The organism is Ammoniphilus sp. YIM 78166 (genome assembly GCF_004522215.1).
In the GTDB taxonomy this organism is placed as follows: Bacteria; Bacillota; Bacilli; order Aneurinibacillales; family RAOX-1; genus YIM-78166.
Genome location: NZ_SDLR01000010.1, coordinates 17,861 through 38,010 on the forward strand (window position 1 = coordinate 17,861; position 20,150 = coordinate 38,010).

General features: G+C 49.1%; 17 protein-coding genes. 1 reads left to right on the forward strand and 16 read right to left on the reverse strand.

The window, feature by feature from the left end:
- Nucleotide 1: 1 nt before the first annotated feature.
- The 5 genes from EIZ58_RS28890 to EIZ58_RS28910 all read right to left on the reverse strand — a co-directional run bounded on the left by EIZ58_RS28890 (nt 2) and on the right by EIZ58_RS28910 (nt 5,725).
- Nucleotides 2-1,183: a phosphoglycerate kinase gene (locus EIZ58_RS28890; protein WP_134704456.1), complete on the reverse strand. Its 1,182-nt coding sequence runs from the start codon at nt 1,181-1,183 to the stop codon at nt 2-4.
- Between the two features lie 97 nt (nt 1,184-1,280).
- Entirely contained in the window at nt 1,281-2,285 is a 1,005-nt protein-coding gene (gene gap, locus EIZ58_RS28895; protein WP_134704457.1) for a type I glyceraldehyde-3-phosphate dehydrogenase, read from the reverse strand.
- A 1,408-nt stretch (nt 2,286-3,693) separates the two neighbouring features.
- Nucleotides 3,694-3,954: a glutaredoxin family protein gene (locus tag EIZ58_RS28900; protein ID WP_134704458.1), complete on the reverse strand. Its 261-nt coding sequence runs from the start codon at nt 3,952-3,954 to the stop codon at nt 3,694-3,696.
- Nucleotides 3,955-3,956: 2 nt separating this feature from the next.
- The gene (gene rpoN, locus EIZ58_RS28905; RefSeq protein ID WP_134704459.1) at nt 3,957-5,339 is read right to left on the reverse strand and encodes an RNA polymerase factor sigma-54; all 1,383 of its coding nucleotides are present in this window, start codon (nt 5,337-5,339) and stop codon (nt 3,957-3,959) included.
- Between the two features lie 170 nt (nt 5,340-5,509).
- A complete protein-coding gene (locus tag EIZ58_RS28910) occupies nt 5,510-5,725 on the reverse strand; it encodes a hypothetical protein (protein WP_134704460.1) in 216 nt (71 codons plus the stop codon).
- A 368-nt stretch (nt 5,726-6,093) separates the two neighbouring features.
- On the opposite strand from EIZ58_RS28910, the gene clpP reads away from it, so the two are divergent.
- Nucleotides 6,094-6,684, forward strand: coding sequence for an ATP-dependent Clp endopeptidase proteolytic subunit ClpP (gene clpP, locus EIZ58_RS28915; protein WP_134704461.1), 591 nt, complete (start codon nt 6,094-6,096; stop codon nt 6,682-6,684).
- Between the two features lie 160 nt (nt 6,685-6,844).
- Here the strand turns inward: clpP and EIZ58_RS28920 are convergent, their stop codons facing one another.
- The 11 genes from EIZ58_RS28920 to EIZ58_RS28970 form a co-directional block, all read right to left on the reverse strand.
- Nucleotides 6,845-7,105: an HPr family phosphocarrier protein gene (locus tag EIZ58_RS28920; RefSeq protein ID WP_134704462.1), complete on the reverse strand. Its 261-nt coding sequence runs from the start codon at nt 7,103-7,105 to the stop codon at nt 6,845-6,847.
- A gap of 47 nt (nt 7,106-7,152) precedes the next feature.
- Nucleotides 7,153-8,097 (reverse strand): DNA-binding protein WhiA, encoded by a 945-nt coding sequence (gene whiA, locus EIZ58_RS28925; RefSeq protein WP_134704463.1) that lies wholly within the window; start codon nt 8,095-8,097, stop codon nt 7,153-7,155.
- A gap of 11 nt (nt 8,098-8,108) precedes the next feature.
- Nucleotides 8,109-9,086 (reverse strand): gluconeogenesis factor YvcK family protein, encoded by a 978-nt coding sequence (locus tag EIZ58_RS28930; protein WP_134704464.1) that lies wholly within the window; start codon nt 9,084-9,086, stop codon nt 8,109-8,111.
- A gap of 9 nt (nt 9,087-9,095) precedes the next feature.
- Complete coding sequence (gene rapZ, locus EIZ58_RS28935) at nt 9,096-9,968, reverse strand: RNase adapter RapZ (RefSeq protein WP_134704465.1); 873 nt, start codon at nt 9,966-9,968, stop codon at nt 9,096-9,098.
- Between the two features lie 188 nt (nt 9,969-10,156).
- Entirely contained in the window at nt 10,157-11,122 is a 966-nt protein-coding gene (gene trxB, locus EIZ58_RS28940; RefSeq protein WP_134704466.1) for a thioredoxin-disulfide reductase, read from the reverse strand.
- Between the two features lie 85 nt (nt 11,123-11,207).
- A complete protein-coding gene (locus EIZ58_RS28945; RefSeq protein ID WP_134704467.1) occupies nt 11,208-11,906 on the reverse strand; it encodes a hypothetical protein in 699 nt (232 codons plus the stop codon).
- A gap of 10 nt (nt 11,907-11,916) precedes the next feature.
- The gene (locus EIZ58_RS28950; RefSeq protein ID WP_134704468.1) at nt 11,917-13,530 is read right to left on the reverse strand and encodes a tetratricopeptide repeat protein; all 1,614 of its coding nucleotides are present in this window, start codon (nt 13,528-13,530) and stop codon (nt 11,917-11,919) included.
- Between the two features lie 72 nt (nt 13,531-13,602).
- On the reverse strand, nt 13,603-15,003 hold the full coding sequence (locus tag EIZ58_RS28955) for a sensor histidine kinase (RefSeq protein ID WP_134704536.1): 1,401 nt from the start codon (nt 15,001-15,003) through the stop codon (nt 13,603-13,605).
- Nucleotides 14,990-15,679: a response regulator transcription factor gene (locus EIZ58_RS28960; protein WP_134704469.1), complete on the reverse strand. Its 690-nt coding sequence runs from the start codon at nt 15,677-15,679 to the stop codon at nt 14,990-14,992. The genes EIZ58_RS28955 and EIZ58_RS28960 overlap by 14 nt, the downstream gene beginning before the upstream one ends.
- 18 nt (nt 15,680-15,697) lie before the next feature.
- On the reverse strand, nt 15,698-18,766 hold the full coding sequence (locus EIZ58_RS28965) for an efflux RND transporter permease subunit (protein WP_134704470.1): 3,069 nt from the start codon (nt 18,764-18,766) through the stop codon (nt 15,698-15,700).
- Nucleotides 18,766-20,139: an efflux RND transporter periplasmic adaptor subunit gene (locus tag EIZ58_RS28970; RefSeq protein WP_134704471.1), complete on the reverse strand. Its 1,374-nt coding sequence runs from the start codon at nt 20,137-20,139 to the stop codon at nt 18,766-18,768. The genes EIZ58_RS28965 and EIZ58_RS28970 overlap by 1 nt, the downstream gene beginning before the upstream one ends.
- Between the last annotated feature and the right edge of the window lie 11 nt (nt 20,140-20,150).

Consider the following 20,150-nt stretch of genomic DNA (forward strand, 5'->3'; position numbering starts at 1 on the left):
TTTATTTATCTTCCAGAATCGTAACCCCTGGAAGCTGTTTTCCTTCCATAAACTCAAGAGATGCACCGCCGCCAGTCGAAATATGAGACATCTTCTCGGCAACGCCTGCTTTTTCCACCGCAGCGACCGAATCTCCGCCGCCAATAATGGTCGTTCCCTGAACTTCTACCATCGCCCGCGCGATCGCATCGGTTCCCTTCATGAACGTTTCCATCTCAAACACACCCATCGGTCCGTTCCATACAACAGTCTTAGAACCCGCGACGACATCCTGGTAGGCTTTCGCCGTGTCCGGTCCGATGTCCAACGCTTGCCACCCTTCCGTGATTCCGCTTACGGATACCGTCTTGGTGTTGGCATCATTGGCAAATCGATCAGCCACCACTACATCCGTAGGAATTAGGAGATTGACGCCCTTTTCCTTCGCTTGTTGCATGAAGCTTGCGGCTAGCTCTACTTTATCTTCTTCTAGCAAAGAGGATCCTACATCGTAGCCTTGGGCTTTGATAAAAGTATTGGCTAGGCCGCCACCCAAAATTAGGTTGTCCACTTTATCCAAAAGGCTTTCAATGACTCCAATTTTATCCTTCACTTTGGCTCCGCCGATAATGGCTGTAAATGGTCTCTCTGGAGTGGACAGGGCCCCTCCCAAGAACGCTAATTCTTTTTCCATCAGGAAGCCGGCTACGGCTGGTATGTAATGTCCTACTCCCTCGGTTGAAGCATGGGCACGATGCGCGGCACCAAAGGCATCATTGACGAACACATCTGCCAAAGCAGCAAACTGTTTCGCTAGCTCCGGGTCGTTCTTTTCTTCGCCTGGGTGGAAACGAACATTTTCCAAAAGAAGAACTTGTCCCTCTTGCAGATCCTGAACCTGGGCCGTTACCGCTTCACCTACCACCTCTTCGGTTTTCGCGACCGGGTTACCCAACAATTCTGACAATCTTGCCGCTACCGCGGTGAGTCTCATGGTTTCTACCACTTGTCCTTTCGGACGTCCAAAGTGGCTAGCCAAGATCACCTTTGCCCCTTGTTGTTGAAGGTATTGGATCGTGGGCACAGCGGCCCGAATGCGCGTATCGTCGGAAATCGTCCCTTCATTCATCGGCACATTAAAATCGACGCGGCAAAACACTTTTTTCCCTTTTACGTCTAGGTCTCGAACTGACTTTTTCTGCATCTTCCCTGGCCTCCTTGGTCTTCTGAGGACTTCTATATACGGAAAAGGGAGAAATCTTCACTTCTCCCTTTCTTAACACACGATTACTATTTTACTTTTACAGTCCCTTTTTGGCAATATAATCCGCTAAATCCACCACACGGTTAGAATAGCCCCACTCGTTGTCATACCAAGAAACGACTTTTACCATGTTGCCTTCCAAAATCATCGTGGAAAGAGCATCAATGGAAGAAGAATGCGGATCTCCGTTATAGTCACCGGATACAAGCGGCTCATCGGAATAAGCCATAATGCCTTTCAATGGACCTTCAGCTGCTTCCTTTAAAACGGCGTTTACTTCTTCTACGGTTACATCTTGATTGAGCTCTGCTACCAGGTCAACAACAGATACGTTAGGAGTTGGAACTCGCATTGCAAATCCGTTCAATTTTCCTTTTAATTCTGGCAGTACCAATCCTACCGCTTTTGCCGCTCCAGTCGAGGTTGGAATAATGTTTTCCGCAGCAGCACGCGCTCTGCGCAAATCCTTATGTGGAAGGTCAAGAATTTGCTGGTCGTTCGTGTAGGAGTGTACAGTCGTCATCAAGCCGCGGCGGATGCCGAACTTGTCATTCAATACCTTTGCGAACGGAGCCAAGCAGTTGGTTGTACAAGAAGCATTGGAAATAACGTGGTGGTTAGCCGGATCATATTTATCTTCGTTAACCCCTAACACCACTGTGATATCTTCGTTCGAAGCTGGTGCAGAGATGATAACCTTCTTCGCTCCGCCTTCCATATGCTTTGCTGCATCTTCACGCTTCGTGAAACGTCCTGTGGATTCCACCACGATATCGACGCCTAGAGAACCCCAAGGCAACTGAGCCGGATCACGCTCCGCCAAAACCTTAATTTCCTTTCCATTAACCGTTAGGTACCCATCGCCTGCACGAACGTCGGCATCAAGCTTGCCGTGGATAGTGTCATACTTCAATAAATGTGCAAGGGTTTGTGCATCAGTTAAGTCATTTACGGCTACAACTTCAACTTCCGGGTTGTTTAAGGCTGCACGAAATACGTTTCTTCCAATTCTTCCAAATCCATTAATCCCAATCTTCACCATCGTTATTCCTCCTCGATTGTAAGCAGCTATATGTTAGTAATGTAAAAAGCGTATCTTATGAACGGTCCCATTTAGTATGATTCAGGACAAGTTCAATTATTTAAAGGGACTATAAATGTCCAAGTTTACTTTTTATGTCCCACAAGAGTTATTTTCGCACGAGAAGCCGAGGTTGTCAATGGGCGAGTTGGATAAATTTTGGATGAGTGGGTGGGGGTAGGGGGGCTGCTTTCATTAGGACGACCGAGATGAAGGCACCATACATGCTCTTTGATTCACTCAAACCAGGCCCAACCCCAAATGAAGGCATCATACATGCTCTTTGATTCACTCAAACCAGGCCCAGGCCCAAATGACGACATCATACATCCCCTTTGATTCCCTCAAATCGGCCCCAACCCAAAATGAGTGAATCATACACGCCCTATGATTCACTCAAACCAGGCCCAACCCCAAATGACGACATCATACACGCCCTATGATTCACTCAAATCGGCCCCAACCCCAAATGACGACATCATACACGCCCTATGATTCACTCAAACCAGGCCCAACCCCAAGTGACGACATCATACACGCCCTATGATTCACTCAAATCGGCCCCAACCCCAAATGACGACATCATACACGCCCTATGATTCACTCAAACCAGGCCCAACCCCAAATGACGACATCATACACGCCCTATGATTCACTCAAATCGGCCCCAACCCCAAATGACGACATCATACACGCCCTATGATTCACTCAAACCAGGCCCAACCCCAAGTGACGACATCATACACGCCCTATGATTCACTCAAATCGGCCCCAACCCCAAATGACGACATCATACACGCCCTATGATTCACTCAAACCAGGCCCAACCCCAAATGACGACATCATACACGCCCTATGATTCACTCAAATCGGCCCCAACCCCAAATGACGACATCATACACGCCCTATGATTCACTCAAACCAGGCCCAACCCCAAGTGACGACATCATACACGCCCTATGATTCACTCAAATCGGCCCCAACCCAAAATGACGACATCATACACGCCCTTTGATTCACTCAAACCAGGCCCACCCCCAAATGACGACATCATAGACGCCCTTTGATTCACTCAAACCAGGCCCAGGCCCAAATGACGACATCATACACGCCCTATGATTCCCTCAAATCAGCCCAAACCCCAAATGACGACATCATAGACGCCCTATGATTCACTCAAACCAGGCCCAACCCCAAATGACGACATCATAGACGCCCTATGATTCACTCAAACCAGGCCCAGGCCCAAATGACGACATCATCCCCCTTAATCACCCCAGATCCCCCAAGTCAAAACAGTGACATCGTCGGTCCCCCGCACAGTTCCCCTGCAGCCCCCCTACTCTCCTCAGCACAAAAAAACGAGCCCCTACGGGCTCGTTTCTAGTCGCTTATCCAATTCACGGCGAAGCCAAAGCTCTGCCATTTTGGATACAAAGACTTCTTCTCCATCGATATGAACGACGGGGATGGTCCATTTGTATTTTTCATAGATGTCTGGGTCGGTGGTGATGTCAAACATCTGCAGTTCAATGGGATATTCTGAGGCTACCCGCTCGACTCGTTCTTTCACGTCGTCGCACAAGCAGCAGCCGTCCCGGGTAAAAATTGTAATGCGAAAAGACTTCATTACTAGTACCTCTTTCTTTTTGCGGACGAAAGGATGCCGATCTCCTCACGGTATTTGGCCACGGTGCGGCGGGAGATTTCGATTCCTTTTTCATTGAGCAGCTCACATAGCTTCTGGTCGGATAAAGGCTTTTTGCGGTCCTCGGCATCGACCAGCTCCTTAATCTTGGCTTTAACGCTCTCGGAAGATGTGGCATCGCCTGAAGCTGTGGTTAAGCCTGAGGAGAAAAAGTACTTGAGCTCAAAAACACCGCGTGGCGTTTGGACATATTTATTATTGGTGGCGCGGCTGATGGTTGATTCATGCAGCTCCACAATTTCTGCGATTTCTTTTAGCGTCATCGGCTTGAGGTAGGCAATTCCTTTTTCAAAGAACTCCTTCTGTTCATTGACAATCGCTTCGGTCACTTTGTAAATCGTCATGCGGCGCTGCTCGATGCTCTTAATGAGCCACATGGCCGAATTCATCTTGTCGTGGATATATTTCTTGGTATTTTCGTCGCCCTTCAACATCTTCTCATAATAGCTGCTGATGCTCAAGCGAGGAGATGTGGAGTCGTTGACGAGAATCACGTACTCGCCCTCCACTTTTTCTACGGTCACATCGGGGATGATGTATTTCGCTTCATCCCGGTGATAGTCAAGGCCAGGGCGAGGATTCAACGTTCGAATGACGTCTGCCGCTTCCTGCACCTCTTGAGGTGAAACCTGCATCTCTGTAGCGATCTTACTGATTCGACCATCAGCCAAGTCGTTCAAGTAACGATCCACAATCACAAAGGAAAGGGAACCCTTCAACCCGGCATATTCGAGCTGGATGATCAGACACTCCTTCAAATCTCGAGCCCCTACTCCCCTAGGCTCTAAGCTTTGTACGACCCAGAGTGCTTCTTCCACGTCCTCGGGATCAGCCGCCAGCGTTTTTACCACTTGATCGAGTGATAGATCCAGATAGCCTCTTTCATCAAGGTTTCCAATCATATATTTGGCGATTCCGAGAATTGGATTGGAGAGCTCTTTAATATACGAAAGCTGCTCTAATAGATGCTTCTCTAAAGTAGAGTCATTCCTTGCCACCCAATCGAGCGGGTTGTATTCGTTTTCATTCGAACGTATCGATGACCCTGCATAATCATCCTGTGCTCTTGCGCGAATATATTCAGACCAGTCTACATCTACGCTGGACGTTTCCTTAGACTTCGGTTCAGTTCCCTGGTTTATTTCCATATCCAAGGGCTCGATAACTGGATTCTCGCTTAGCTGTTGATTAATATATTCCAAAAGATCTAGTGCAGAAAACTGAAGAATTGTTATCGCTTGACGCAGCTCTGGCGTCATGACCAGCTTCAAGGATTGTTCTTGATAAAGTCCGTATCCCATTTGCATCCGTTACCCCTCCTCCTGCTTCTGTCGTATCCGGAAGTTTTATATGGAAGTATATTCGTCATCATAAGACAAATCCCTGCTAAAATCTATTGGTATTTTTTCACCTCCCCCAAAGGTTAAAGAAATCACCCTCCTACAGTCTACGTAGAAGGGTGATTTGACTTGACATTTTAGTAGCCTTTTTGTGGGACTAATTGATCACCGGAGATGGTTTTGGAGCAATTAGGGCATACGTATTGTGAAAAGTAATCGCCGAATCCTTTCACAACCGGTTCAATTTCTTTTACTCCTACTTTAAACCGACTAGCCGTCGAAGTATCCCATGTACCCGATGTTGATGTGATATAGCAGTTTGGACAGGTGAACCGTTGAATTCCATCTCTCATCCCGACACTCCCCCCTCATCATTCTAGACTATTAAAAATAAATTCAAAAGTACAGGTCTTTTGCTCATAGAGTTTGTCAAATAACCGAGAATTTTGATGAAAAGAAATGATTGTAAACGCTTACCACATCAGATATACTAGATTTAACCCTGATACCATTGTTCAGGTTTCTCTCCACTCCTATCTTATCTTGCCCACCGGCTTATCGGTGGATTTTTTTTGCCCTGCTTAGGGTATAAAAGACTACCCTACCCGTCGATGATAGGTGATGAAGAACAAAAACTGTTTGACCATTATTGACCTTCAATGAAGTTTCATGTAGTATGAAATAGTAAGAAGATTTATCCAGTTTGAGAGGAGGAAATCCCATGTTAGTCCCTACCGTCATAGAACAAACGAACCGCGGGGAGAGAGCGTACGATATCTACTCCCGTTTGCTGAAGGACAGAATCATCTTTTTGGGAACGCCTATTAACGATCAAGTAGCCAACAGTGTCGTTGCACAGTTGCTCTTTCTTGCCGCGGAAGACCCAGAGAAGGATATCAGTATTTACATAAACAGCCCTGGCGGCTCCATCACTGCCGGCATGGCCATTTATGATACGATGCAGTTTATCAAGCCAGACGTTTCTACCATCTGCATTGGGATGGCAGCAAGCATGGGAGCCTTCTTGCTGTGCGCTGGCGCGAAGGGTAAGCGATTTGCCCTGCCGAATAGTGAAGTGATGATCCATCAGCCGCTCGGTGGTGCACAAGGACAGGCAAGTGACATCGAAATTAGCGCGAAGCGCATCTTGCGTATGCGTGACCACTTAAATTCCATCATGGCAGAGAGATCCGGCCAACCGAAGGAAAGACTAGAGCGCGATACCGATCGCGATAATTTCATGAGTGCCATCGAAGCAAAAGAATACGGCCTTATCGATGACGTAATTCAGCGAATTGATCAGACCAAATAAAAAAAACTTCTATCGAAGTATATTCAGGGTAGCCAGACCGCCTTTAGTGGAAGTTTTTTATGCCGATAGGAAATTAGATTTACTTTAGTAACCTAAAGTAACATATAATTTCCTATGCGGTAATTAAAAAGAGTACTCCCGTCGGGGGTACTCTTTTTCGTTAAGCTTCTTCTTTTTCCACTAACGCTTTAAGATTGGTAACCGCTTCTTCGGCATCGTTTCCTTCTGCCAAGATGGTAATTTCAGTTCCGTGGCTAACGGCTAAGCTCATGATTCCCATGATGCTTTTTGCGTTGACTTTCTTATTTTCTCTTTCCACGAAGATTTCCGAAGAATAACGGTTTGCTTCCTGTACAAAGAAAGCGGCCGGACGCGCTTGCAATCCAGTCTTTAAATTTACAATAGCTTGTTGACGAACCAACACCATAACCTCCAATTCTGCCTCGAGCTTCAACTTTCCCTATTATATCACAAACGTGTGCTTTCATTACGCTGAAGTTTTTCAGCGATTTCATTGAGTTTTCTTAAACGATGGTTAATGCCTGATTTACTCACTTTTCCGCTGGGCAGCATTTCCCCAAGCTCGGTTAAATTCAAGTCCGCATACTTCAACCTGAGCTCCGCCACTTCCCTCAGCTTGTCCGGCAACTGGTCGAGTCCCATCTGTCGCTCAATGAGCTTGATGTTCTCAACCTGTTTGATGGCCGCACTGACCGTTTTGTTCAGATTGGCCGTCTCGCAGTTCACCAGTCGATTAACCGAGTTGCGCATATCCTTGACGATCCGCACATCCTCGAAATACAACAGAGCCTGGTGAGCGCCAATCAAGCTGAGAAACTCCGTGATCCGCTCTCCCTCTTTGATGTACATGACATAGCCTTTTTTTCGTTCAATGCAGCGTGCATTCATATGGAACTTGTTGGCAAGGGAGCTTAAGTCTTTACAATGCTCTTGATACAGCGTAAAAATCTCAAGATGATAACTATTCGATTCCGGATGATTGACGGATCCTCCTGCCAAAAAGGCACCACGCAAATAAGCCCTTTTGCAGCAAGCCTTTTTGACCGTTTCCTTGGGAATTCCTTGACTAAAGGAACCGCCGGCATAAATCAACAAGGCTTCAAGAATCTGCCTGGCATGATGAGGCAATCGAACAATATAGACATTATTTTTCTTTAAGCGCATCTTTTTTTGGACGAGTAATTCCGCATGAGCTTGAAAATGCTCCTTCACCAGAAGATAAATTCTTCTGGCGATGGCTGCATTCTCTGTTACGATATCCAGCACAAACCGATTGTTGCCAAACTGGATCGTCCCATTCATCCGAATTAAAGCCGCCAATTCAGATTTCGCACAGCAAGGAGCGGCTTCTAACTGGGTTAATTCTTTTTTCGTTTGGGCTGCAAAGGACACTCGTTCTCACCTCACTTTTGCTCCAAGAGCGCCGCGATGGCATCAGCCACTCGAGGTGCATTATGTCGCAAGTAGGTTTCATATATGACGTAGTTATCTTGAATAATATCAAAACCAAATTTCTTTAAGCGCTCCTCGTCAAACTGAACGGGAGACGCTCCCTTCTCCCGATAACGCTCCAACACCGCTTCCGGAATCTCTGCATTGTTTACGATGATCGTATCAAACAAGTCGGTCCCCACATGATTATACAGCGCGTTGACATGATCGGACGCCGTGTAAAAATCTGTTTCCCCAGGTTGCGTCATGACATTGCAAATATAGGCCTTTTTGGCATGGGACTCGACAATCGCCTTCGAGATCCCAGGTACCAGCAAATTCGGAAGAATGCTTGTGTAAAGACTTCCTGGTCCCAGCAAAATCAAGTCTGCCTCCCGGATCGCTTCAATCGCATCGTCCAGCGGCTGCACATCTTTAGGCTCTAAAAAGACTCTCTTAATCTTTTTGCCGATCTTCGGGATCTGGGATTCCCCAACCACGATGGTTCCATCTTCCATCTCAGCTTTAAGGACAATGGCTTGATTAGCGGCAGGCAAAACCTGCCCCCGTACCGCGAGCACGCGACTAATCTCCTTGACCGCCGTGACAAAATCACCTGTAATCTCTTTCATGGCCGCAATAAACAAGTTTCCTAGGCTATGGCCAGCCAAACCGGCACCATTGACAAAACGATATTGAAACAATCCAGCCAGCAAAGGCTCCGTATCGGCCAAGGCCACGATTACGTTGCGAATATCCCCAGGCGGGGGCATGGACATTTCTTCCCGCAAGCGTCCAGAGCTTCCCCCATCGTCAGCCACGGTGACAATCGCCGTGATATAAAAAGGCTTTTCCTTCAGCCCTCTCAGCAAGACCGATAGGCCTGTTCCCCCGCCAATGACAACCACTTTACTTTTCGGTATCTCTTCTCCCGTTTGCCAGTCTTCCATGCCTTCACCTCACTTCCGGTCACGCTCGATATCTCGGTGGCTCACACGAGTCTGATACTCCTCTTTAAACTTTTCACCCAGATACTCCGCGATCGAAACCGAACGATGCTTCCCTCCGGTACACCCTATTCCAATGACCAGCTGGCTCTTTCCTTCCTTCTGGTAATGGGGAAGCGAATAGCCTATGAAATCCAGTAGCCGTTCCACGAATTCATTGGTTTGTTCCCATTGGAACACATAGCCTGAGACCTCTTGATCCAGCCCCGTCTTGGGACGAAGCTCATCGATGTAATGAGGATTCGGCAAAAAGCGAACGTCAAACACCAGATCGGCATCAATCGGAATACCGTACTTAAATCCGAACGACGTGATATTGACCGTCATCTGGGACTTCATATTGGAATAATAGCCGGAGATCTTTTCTTTGAGCTGAACCGGCTTCATTTGGCTTGAATCTAGAATCAAATTCGCGCGGCCCTTCAATTCCTCTAGCAGTCTTCGCTCGGCTAGGATCCCTTCTAGAGGCATGCCTTCGGGGGCAAGAGGATGACGTCGGCGCGTTTCTTTATAGCGTTGGACTAAGACCTGATCGGAAGCATCCAAGAAAAGAATCTGGTAATGGATATGCTCCATTTCTTCCAATCTGGACAAAGCATCCGACAGGGTATCAAAAAACTCCCGACCTCTCAAATCTATGACGAGAGCGACTTTCTTAATGCGGCCGCCCGATTGTTCAATCAGTTCAGCGAATTTAGGTATTAGCAAAGGAGGTAAATTATCGACGCAGAAAAAGCCCAAATCCTCTAAGCTCTGCACAGCGACCGTTTTTCCTGCTCCAGACATTCCCGTAATAATTAGTAGATTGATTTGCTTTTCGGTCATGAATCCTCACCCCTTCTCCCTAGAATACCACCAATCCCCACGTACAACAATTTTTTTTGCTGGTAAGCCCAAAAAAGTGGCGTGATTCATTCGAATCACGCCTCAAGGTTTATATTATAAGGGGGTCAATTTGATAATTTTATTATATGCTACGAATGTTTCAAGAGTGTTACAAAAAGATTAAAATTTTATTTTGTTTGTGACGCCGCTTGCTCTTCTTTTAATCTTTCTTCTAAGTCTTCTACGTAATGCTGAGCACTCTGTGCAGCCACCCCGCCGTCACCAGTCGCCGTCACGACTTGACGCAGCATCTTATCTCGAACATCGCCCGCCGCAAAGATACCAGGCACGCTGGTTTTCATTTTTTCATCGGTAAGCACGTAGCCTGCCTCATTGGTAATGCCCAGTCCTTGCACCGCTTTGGACAAGGGATCCATCCCTACGTAAATGAATACCCCTTCGCATGGAAAATCCGTCTGCTCGCCAGTTTTGAGGTTTTCTAGCAGAACAGAAGCTACCTTATTCTCCCCACGAATCTCCTTCACCGCCGTATCCCAGATCACTTCTATTTTCGGATTTTCAAAGGCACGCTTTTGGATAATCTTCTGCGCACGGAATTGATCTCTACGGTGAACGATGGTTACCTTCGTGGCAAAACGAGTCAAGAAGATCGCTTCTTCCACCGCTGAATCTCCGCCCCCTACTACCACAAGCTCTTTGTTACGGAAGAAGGCACCGTCACATACCGCACAGTAGGACACCCCGCGTCCGGATAGGTCTCTTTCACCCGGAGCGCCTAGCTCGCGATGCTCAGCTCCAGTAGCTACAATAATGGATTTGGCTAGATATTCTTTGTTGCCGGCTTTGACTGTTTTATATGGATAGCCATCCTGGATCTCTTGGATATCCCCATACGCATACTCAGCCCCAAACTTCTTAGCATGCTCAAACATCTTGTTCGATAAATCAGGGCCCAAAATGGATTCATACCCCGGATAGTTTTCGATATCCTCCGTATTGGCCATCTGACCACCTGGAATGCCTCTCTCCAGCATTAACGTGGACATATTTGCTCTAGAAGTATAAACAGCGGCGGTCATCCCTGCCGGGCCCGCACCCGCAATAATCACATCATAAATTTTTTGTTCGGACATACCGATCCCTCTCTCCTCCGGATTGGAAATAATATATGTTCTAGTAGTTAGTATACAAGATATTTATAATTATTACAAATAAAGTTTATGTAAAGGGATGGGGTGGGCGAGTCGACACCTTTTCGGGCGTTTGAAAGCTACTTTTGGGCGCTTCACCTGCCGAATTGGGCGCTCCTGACACGATCGGGCGACCCAACTCCCTTTTCGGGCGATCACCTGCTACTTTCGGGCGCTTCCCCGCCTGAATTGGGCGCTCCCGACACGATCGGGCGACCCAACTCCCTTTTCGGGCGATCCAAACCGACTTTTGGGCGATCCCCCTACTGAATTGGGCGCCTCCCACACGATCGGGCGACCCAACTCCCTTTTCGGGCGATCCAAACCGACTTTTGGGCGCTTCCCCTACTGAATTGGGCGCCTCCCACACGATCGGGCGACCCAACTCCCTTTTCGGGCGATCCAAACCGACTTTTGGGCGCTTCCCCGCCTGAATTGGGCGCTCCCCACACGATTGGGCGACCCAACTCCCTTTTCGGGCGATCCAAACCGACTTTTGGGCGATCCCCCTACTGAATTGGGCGCCTCCCACACGATCGGGCGACCCAACTCCCTTTTCGGGCGATCTGCTGCTACTTTTGGGCGCTTCACCTGCCGAATTGGGCGCTCCCCACACGATTGGGCGACCCAACTCCCTTTTCGGGCGATCCGCTGCTACTTTTGGGCGCTTTCCCTCCGTAATTGGGCGCCCCGCCCGCCGCGTCCCGCACTCCCCACGAACCCACAAAAAAAGAACCCTACAACATAGGGTTCTTTCCTTTCTCAATCTCGGTCTCAATCGTTTCAATATGCTTGCGGATCGTCTTGGCTGAAGTCCCGTACTTCTCCGCAACAAGCTCCAGGCTTTCCACCGTTACCATGCCTTCCAAGGCAGCGGCCCAAGCCTCTGGCTTTCGGATGACGGGAGTGGCCGGGTACGTCAGGTGGATGAACTGGGACCATATCTCTCCGGCTTGCTTTCCTTGCGCCTCCGTGAGGCCAGGCAAAAGGGACTCGAGTACACGGTGCCAGGTTTTGCGCCAAGGAATCTTGGTCTCCGAAGAGTAGCCCAGCGTCTTGAGGACGAATCGCGCAATCTTCTTTAGCTCCTCATCCTCATCGGACTGCTGGACAAATTCCAGCAGTGCCTCAATCACCTCTTGATCCCCCAGCCACTCAAACGCTTGTAAGACTTGCAGCTTGGTTTCACGGTCCCCGTGCCGCAAGGCCCAGAGGAAGGAAGAACGGATAAAGGGATCATGCTCCACTTCCTGCTGGAGGGAAGGCTCAGGCAAATGCGAGCTTCCGCTTTTCTTTTTCTTTTCGTAATTCGGCAGATGATAGTAGTAGGGAATATCCCGATCTAGTGTTTCTCCTTGCTTCAGCATCTCGAGGTAGTAAGGCGCGATAGGAGACTCCGGATCTTCTAACCGGACGAGTTTCCAATACTTCTCTGCTTCTTTCTGTCGGCCGGAATTAAAAGCAGCCACCGCACAGTAATGAAACAAGTGAAAATCAAGCTGCCAAGCATAAGCAGACATCTTCTTAAACAGCTTGTAAGCCGCCTCATGCTCGCCCATGACGCCAAGGGTAATGCCTAGCTTATAGGCTTGGTCGTATTGCAACGGGACGAGCTTTCTCAAGTTGCCTAGCAGCTCTTCTAGCTTTTGGTGCTCCTGCTGCTGGTAATATAAAATCGCCAGATTGCATAAGGCATGAATATTATGAGGCTCTTGCTCTAGCACTTGGTCGATCATGTCTCCCGCTTTTTCAAACTCACCCTTATAGTAATAGCAAAGAGACAGATTATTACTCGCCGCCAGGAAGTCAGGATATTCCTCAATCAGCTTCACTAACAGCTTCTCTGCCTGCTGAAAGCTTCCTTCCTCCATGAGAGCTCTCGCTTTTTCATGGCGCTGGGTTTTTTCGTCTAAGGGCACCGGCTCCTCATCCATGGGATGGGCGTGGTCCAACTCCCCCTGCAAATACACAAGCAGCTCCTCTGCATCCGAAGCATAGCGGCCTTTAGGGTCATGCTGAAGATACACATGGGCATGCTCTTCGGCTTTCTCCAGCATATCCAGATAGACATAGTTGCACGCTAAATAATAGTGACACTCGATCGTATTCTCATCTAGCTTCTGCAAGACGTAATGCAAAATCTCATTGGATTCCTGATATTTTCCAAGATGTCCGAGTACGCCAGCCATATTGCAAAAAAGTAAAGGATTATGCGGTTCGATCTCCACGGCTTTTTTATAGTAGTGAAGAGCTTTGGGATAATTATAGCGATCAAGCGACTTGTTCGCTCGTTCTATATAGAAATCAGCACTAATCGAAAAAGGAATAACATTTTTGGGCTTTAAAGGCATACAGACTCCTCACATCCAATCGTTATGCTATAAGTATAACACATCTGCTGGAGAGAAGTTAGAGACCATATGCTAGGTGGGCCTGTTCAAAATCAAGGAAAACACGGTCCCTTCCGCTGTACTTTGCTTCAGCAGGAGGTCACCTCCCAAGGCCTTTGCCATCATTTTGCTATATGGCAGTCCTAGTCCCAATCCTCGGATCCGATGTTTTTTGTCCATTCCTCTATAAAATTTTTCAAAAATGAGCGGCTGTTCCTCTTGAGGGATACCGGGACCCTCGTCCAACACATCCACTCTCACTTCCTGCTCCCGTTGATAAAGCGTCACTTGCAGTTTGCCCTCGTCAAGCATGGCCTGCTTCGCATTGTTGAGGAGATTCGTTAAAATCTGCTGCACCCGCAAAGGATCAGTAGCCATCAGGATGCTTTGCTCTGGAAGGATAGTTTCGACCTGAAGGTTTCCCTGACCCTGGACAATGGTCCACTGATAAGTGATTTCCTGTATCAGCTGGTTCAGATCAGTCACCTCTTTATGAACGGTCACATCCCCTACGGCAAAGGAATTAAAATCCAGCAGGTCTTCTACCATTTTTTGCAGGCTGACGGTATCCTTGAGGGAGATGTCCAAAAACTCCTTGGCCTCCTCGCCGCTCACCACTTCATCCCTCACCGCTTGGACAAGCGCGCTTATCGAGGTAACCGGGGTCTTGAGCTCATGTGTTACCCCTGCCAGCAGCTCGGTTCGCATCACTTCGGCTTTTTCCAAGCGGTCGGCCATGTCCTTAAAGGACTCTACGAGTTCATAGATCTCCTTTTCCTTGATCTCTCGATCCAATTCAAGCTGATAGTTTCCGGTAACAATTTGTTTGGCCGCCTCGGCTACCTCCTTGATCGGCTGCGAGAGCTTTCGCGTGAGCAAATAGATGACCCCCCAACCGAGCACCCCTAAACTCGCCAGCATGATCACGAGAAATTGAAAGGGCTCCTTGCTGACCATGAGCCCCATATGAGGCTGCAGCAGGATGACCCAGCCGACAGGCGCTCCTTGCCTCTCCATCTGTCTGGTGATGACAAAGGCTTCCTTGCCTTCTCCAAAAGAAATCTTCTGAACAGGCTCCTGTGGATCCAACGGGATACGGTACTGCTCCGGTAGAGGAGCCCGCTTAGGATAAATCAACTGCTGATCTTGATCTAAAATGAGGAATATGAGTCTTCCTCCCAGCTCGAGAAAACGGGCCCGGCGGTCAATAATCCCTTGTAGAGAAGGGTCGACTTGCAGGTTCCCTTCGGAGTCGACGACCCGATCGGCAATTTCTTCTGCCAGCATGCTCATCATGCCCAACCTTTTTTCCGTCGCTTGGTACTGCAGCCAGAAAAAGGAGAACACCCCGATCACCAGCAGCCCAGTAACCAGCGTTAGAACATATCGGGTGGTCCAATATTGAAGCAGTGTTTTTCGCTTATCGTGGTTCATAAACACAAAATTGGTACCCCAATCCTCGCATCGTTCGTATTTCCCCTTGGGTGGCGGGCCAATGGATCAAGCTTTGCCGAATGCGCTTGATGGCCAAGTCCACGGCGCGGTCGCTTCCTTCGTAATCCAGCCCCCATACGCATTCAATGAGCTGCTCCCGGGTAAACAACTGATTGGGATGCTGAGCTAGAAACAAAAGCAAGGACAAATCGCGCGGGGTTAGCGTAAGCTCGACCCCATGCAGCGTAATCAGGTGGGCCTTAAAGTCCACTTTTAAATGGCCAAATACCTTGGCCTGGGGATGAACGGCCATCGGAGTGGAACGACGAAGCACGGCGTTTACCCGGGCGACGACTTCCTCCGCGACAAAAGGCTTGGTGATATAATCATCCGCCCCCTGATTTAACCCCATCAGCTTTTGCTGGGTTTGCCCAAGAGCCGTCAGCATAATCACCGGACAAGCGCTTCGTTCGCGAATATAGTTCAGCAGGTCCCACCCATCGCGCCCAGGCAGCATCACATCCAAAAGCACAAGGGAAGGCTGCATCGTCTGCAGCAGGTGGACGGCTTCGTCCCCATCAAAAGCTTGTACAACCTCATATTTCGCTTTTTCCAAATAGACTTTCAACACCCGCGAAATGGCCCGCTCATCTTCAATAATGAGGATGGTCTTCATAGTAATCCCCCCTCTATTTCAACTTTGAATATCGATTTGCTGGGTTGGTGCTTGTCTCGGGCGGAATAGATTTGTCACCCATTTACCGAAATCCTCAATGATGGAATACATCACAGGGACAAAGAACAAGGTAAAGAACATGGATACACTTAACCCAAAGATCGTAACGACCCCAATCGGCTGCTGCATTTCACTTCCTTCCCCTAGTCCAAGGGATAAAGGCAGCATTCCCAAAACCGTGGTAATCGTCGTCATCAGAATCGGACGCAGACGGCTGCGTCCGGCTTCGATAATGGCTTCTTTATAATCCGTCCCTCCTCGCTTAAGCTGGTTGATATAATCGACCAGAATGATCGCATTGTTGACCACGATACCGGCCAAGATAATCATCCCAATAAAGGTCGGGAAGCTTAAGGGCAAGCCGGTGGTCTTGAGTCCCAAGATAACCCCGACCACTGTGGTAGGCAGGGCAAACATGACGATAAAAGGATGAATGAACGATTCGAATTGAACCGCCATCACGGTGTACACGAGGAAGATTGCTAACGCAATCATCAGCAAGAGATTGCCTACGGAATTGTCAAATTCTTGGCGCGTTCCGCCGGTCGTAACTTCGTAGCCATTCGGTACAGGAAGTCCGGCTAACAGCTGGTTCACTTGCTGCGTCACCTGGGCCGCGGAAGCCCCTTCTGTTACGTCAGCCGTTAACGTGTACATTTGCCGCTGATTTTCCCGCTGGATCGAAACCGGTCCTTTGGTTTCTTGAATGCTGGCTATCGCGGTTAACGGAATATACTGACCTGCCGAGGTTTTGAGCAGGAATCCCTGCAAATCGGCGATGCTGTCCGACTCCTCTTCCGGATAGCGCACCATCACATTGTATTCTTTGCCGTCCTGTTGTAGCCTTGCCGCTGAAATTCCGTTAAACACGGTACTCATCTGATCCATCACCTGTCCTTGGGTTAAACCATATCGAACGGCGACCGGCTCATCCACTCGGATGGTGTATTGAGGGCGTCCATTGATGCTGGGGATTTCTACATTCTCGATCGAAGGAATCCTGGAAAGCAGCAAATCCACTTGTTCCAAGAGCGTGTGCAGCACTTCTTGGTCCGGACCCGCCAAGCTCACGGTGAGGGCCGATCCTCCCCCTCCTGCTGCCCGGAATGCACGGCCTGCCGAGAAACTAACCCCCACAATCTCCCGCCTCAAGTCCGCTTGAATCGCAGCGGAAAGCTCTGCAGTCGTTCGACGTTGTTCACTTTTTGGAGGCAACTGCAACGCGATACTGATCTGCGTAGATCGAATCGACGTTTGCTGCAGCTTGATTTCATCCTGATATTTAGCCAACACGGCTTCAGCCTGATTCGCAAATCCTTCAATCTGAGTAAATTCCGTTCCTTCATCAAAGCGAGCCGTTAGATTAATCCGTTCTTCCGCCGAGCGCGGGAAGGTCTCCACATCCAAGGTAGCGAAAAGCAAGGTGCTCCCTACGGTGAGGGCGGCCACGCCCAGCACCACGAGCCATCGGAACCGCAAGCTGAACCGCAGCACTCGTTCATACAGCCACGTGAGCCCTCGCATCCAGACTGGATCCTTCGCCCATTTTTCTGCGTTTCGACTGTTGAGCATCTTGGAGGCCACCATAGGCACCAACGTAATGGCGACTAATAAAGCAGTGACGAGCGAGAACGAAACGACAATCGCCAAGGGCAAGAATAAATTGGCAATTTGACCGGTGCCAAGCAGAACGAGAGGAAGAAATACGACCAGCGTGGTCGTCGTAGAGGCGATCACAGCCGAGACCAGTTCGCTTCCTCCTTTTATAGCGGCTTCCTTTGCACTGACCCCATTTTGCTTATACTTCATGATATTTTCCAAGATCACTATGGAACTGTCCACCATCATCCCAATCCCCAGAGCTAAACCGGATAACGTGATGACGTTTAAGGTCTGCCCGGAATAGCGAATCAGAATAAAGGTGGCCACGATGGCAATCGGGATGGACACCCCGATAACCAGCGTAGCCCTTACGCTGCGCAAGAAGAATAACAAAACGAATACGGCAAAGGCCCCCCCAACCGCCATCGCTTGGGTCACTCCGCTGATCGCATTGCGGATAAAAGTAGACTGGTCATTAACTGTTACCAGCTCAATGCCTTCGGCCAGCTCTTTTTGTAGAGAGGCCATCGTTTCATAAATACGATCGGCAACCCCCACCGTATTGCTTCCCGACTGCTTGGAAATGGACATCAAGACGCCTGGCACCTGATTGATTCGCGTAATGGACTGAACCTCGCTGGAGATGTCCGTAATCGTTGCAATATCGGCCACGGTAATGGTTTGACTGTCTCCCAATCGAATCGGCGTGGTTGCAATCTGATCGAGGGAGGTGTATTCCCCATCAACCCGGATTTGGATATCTTCATCGCCTTTGGGTACGGATCCTACGGTATTGGAGGTGTTTTTCGTGCGAATCGCATTCGCTACATCGCTTGCTGTTAGGTTATACTGCTGGAGCAAAAGAGGGTTGAGCGTCAAGCGAAGCTCTGCTGACCTTCCCCCCTCTACCGAGACCCCAGCTACCCCATCAATCCGTTCGAATTGAGGACTGATGTCGTTGGCCAGCTTTTCGAGGTTGGCCGTATCTCTTCCGACCAGCGCAAGCGTCATAATCGGTGTACTGTTGATATCGAACTGAGAAACCGTTGGCGTCTCCACGCTGTCTGGCAGGGATCGCGACATGCGGGACATGCGCTGCTGAAGCTCGGAGGCCGCTTTGTCTAAAGGAATCGAGTCGTCAAACGTAACCCGAATCCGCACAGAGCCGGTACTGGTCGTCGACACCATCGAGTCCACGCCATTCATCGAAGCAATCTGCGCCTCAATCGGCTTCGTCACCATTCTCTCCATATCTTGCGGAGCTACATTACTATAATTGGCGGTCACGGTGACCGTAGGCATTTCCATTTCCGGATAAAGGTCTATGGGAATATCACGCAAGGTGACCACGCCCACCATCAGAAGGCAGATCACCAGCATGATCACCCCCACCGGCCGCTGGACCGATAACTTGATTAAATTCATTACTGGCCACCTCCGGAAGGAGCTCGCTGCGGTTGTCCTTGCCCGCCTTGCCTTTCAGGCCGCTGACCTTGCCCCGGACGTCCTTCTCCCCCCTGCTGAATGGTAGGAACCTGACCAGGCAGAAGCACATTCATCCCTTCAGTAACCAGCTTATGTCCGTTGACAATGACTTGGGCTCCCATTTGAAGTTCCCCGCCTACGGCCGTCACGTCAGACTGGGCATTCAAAACCTCCACCTTTTTCTGAACCGCTTTGCCTTCCTCCACCACATACACAAAGGAGGTATCTGCTTTTTGCAAAATCGCATGCGTGGGAACCAACAGCACATCCGACGCCAGCGTTTCTGTAAAAGTCAGCTGAACCGCTTCCCCACTGCTGATACTGACCCCCGGCGTGGAAAAAACGAGCTCCACATCATAAAGGCCATTGGCATTGGTCGTTCCGCTGATGTACTGCACTTGGGCTGTGGCGGAGGTATCCGGATTTGCCGTTACGACTCGCACTTCTTGACCCAAAGGTAGCAAGGACCGCTGCTCCGCGGTGATTTGAGTCGTGATCTTCAAGTTTTGGTTATTGGAGATGGTAAGCAATGGCTGCTGGGTAGACAGCTGATCCCCTACATTGTAGTTGACCGCCATGACTTCTCCTGCGATCGGGGCATAAATGACAGCGTCCGTAGTCGCCTTTTGTGCGTTTTTCCGGAGTTCCTGAAGGGTGGCCTCCGCTTTTCTCACACTCAGCTCGTTTTGTTGAATCGCAAGCTCTGCTCTTTCCCATTCAATGTCATAGGAGCGCAGCTCGTTTTCATAGGCAATTTGAGCTTCTTCCTCCTGCTTATTGGCTTGCGTTAACTCACTTTGCGGCGCAGCCCCTTGGTCAAATAGGAACTGCATTTCTTCTAAACTCGTTCTAGCAGTTTCCCACTGACGCTTCAGCTGGTCGATTCGGCTTTGATTTTGCTCGGTTTGCTTTTTGGAAATCTGGGCGCTCTGCAGCTGCTGTTTGGCACTTTCGATATTAAATTGGGCCTGCACGATCGCTTCCGCCGTGTCAGAGGTATCCACTCTTCCCAACACTTGACCTTGCGTGACGCGATCGCCTTTTTTCACCTGAAGGGATAAAAGCTTTCCTGCCATCGTGGCATGCACGTCACTTTGCTTGTCCGATAAGACGCTTCCCACAATCTTTTTGGTCACCGTTAAATCGCCTTTCTTCGCTTCCTCTACTTCTACGGCAACCGCCTGTTGAGCCCGAGCCGCCATAGCCCCTTGCCCAGGCGCTCCCCCAGGACCTCCCTGGGAAGAGGCCCCCATGGAACAACCAGAAACCAATAAGAACGAAACACTTAGCCAAACCAGATGGTTTCTCTTCATTTTCAAAGATC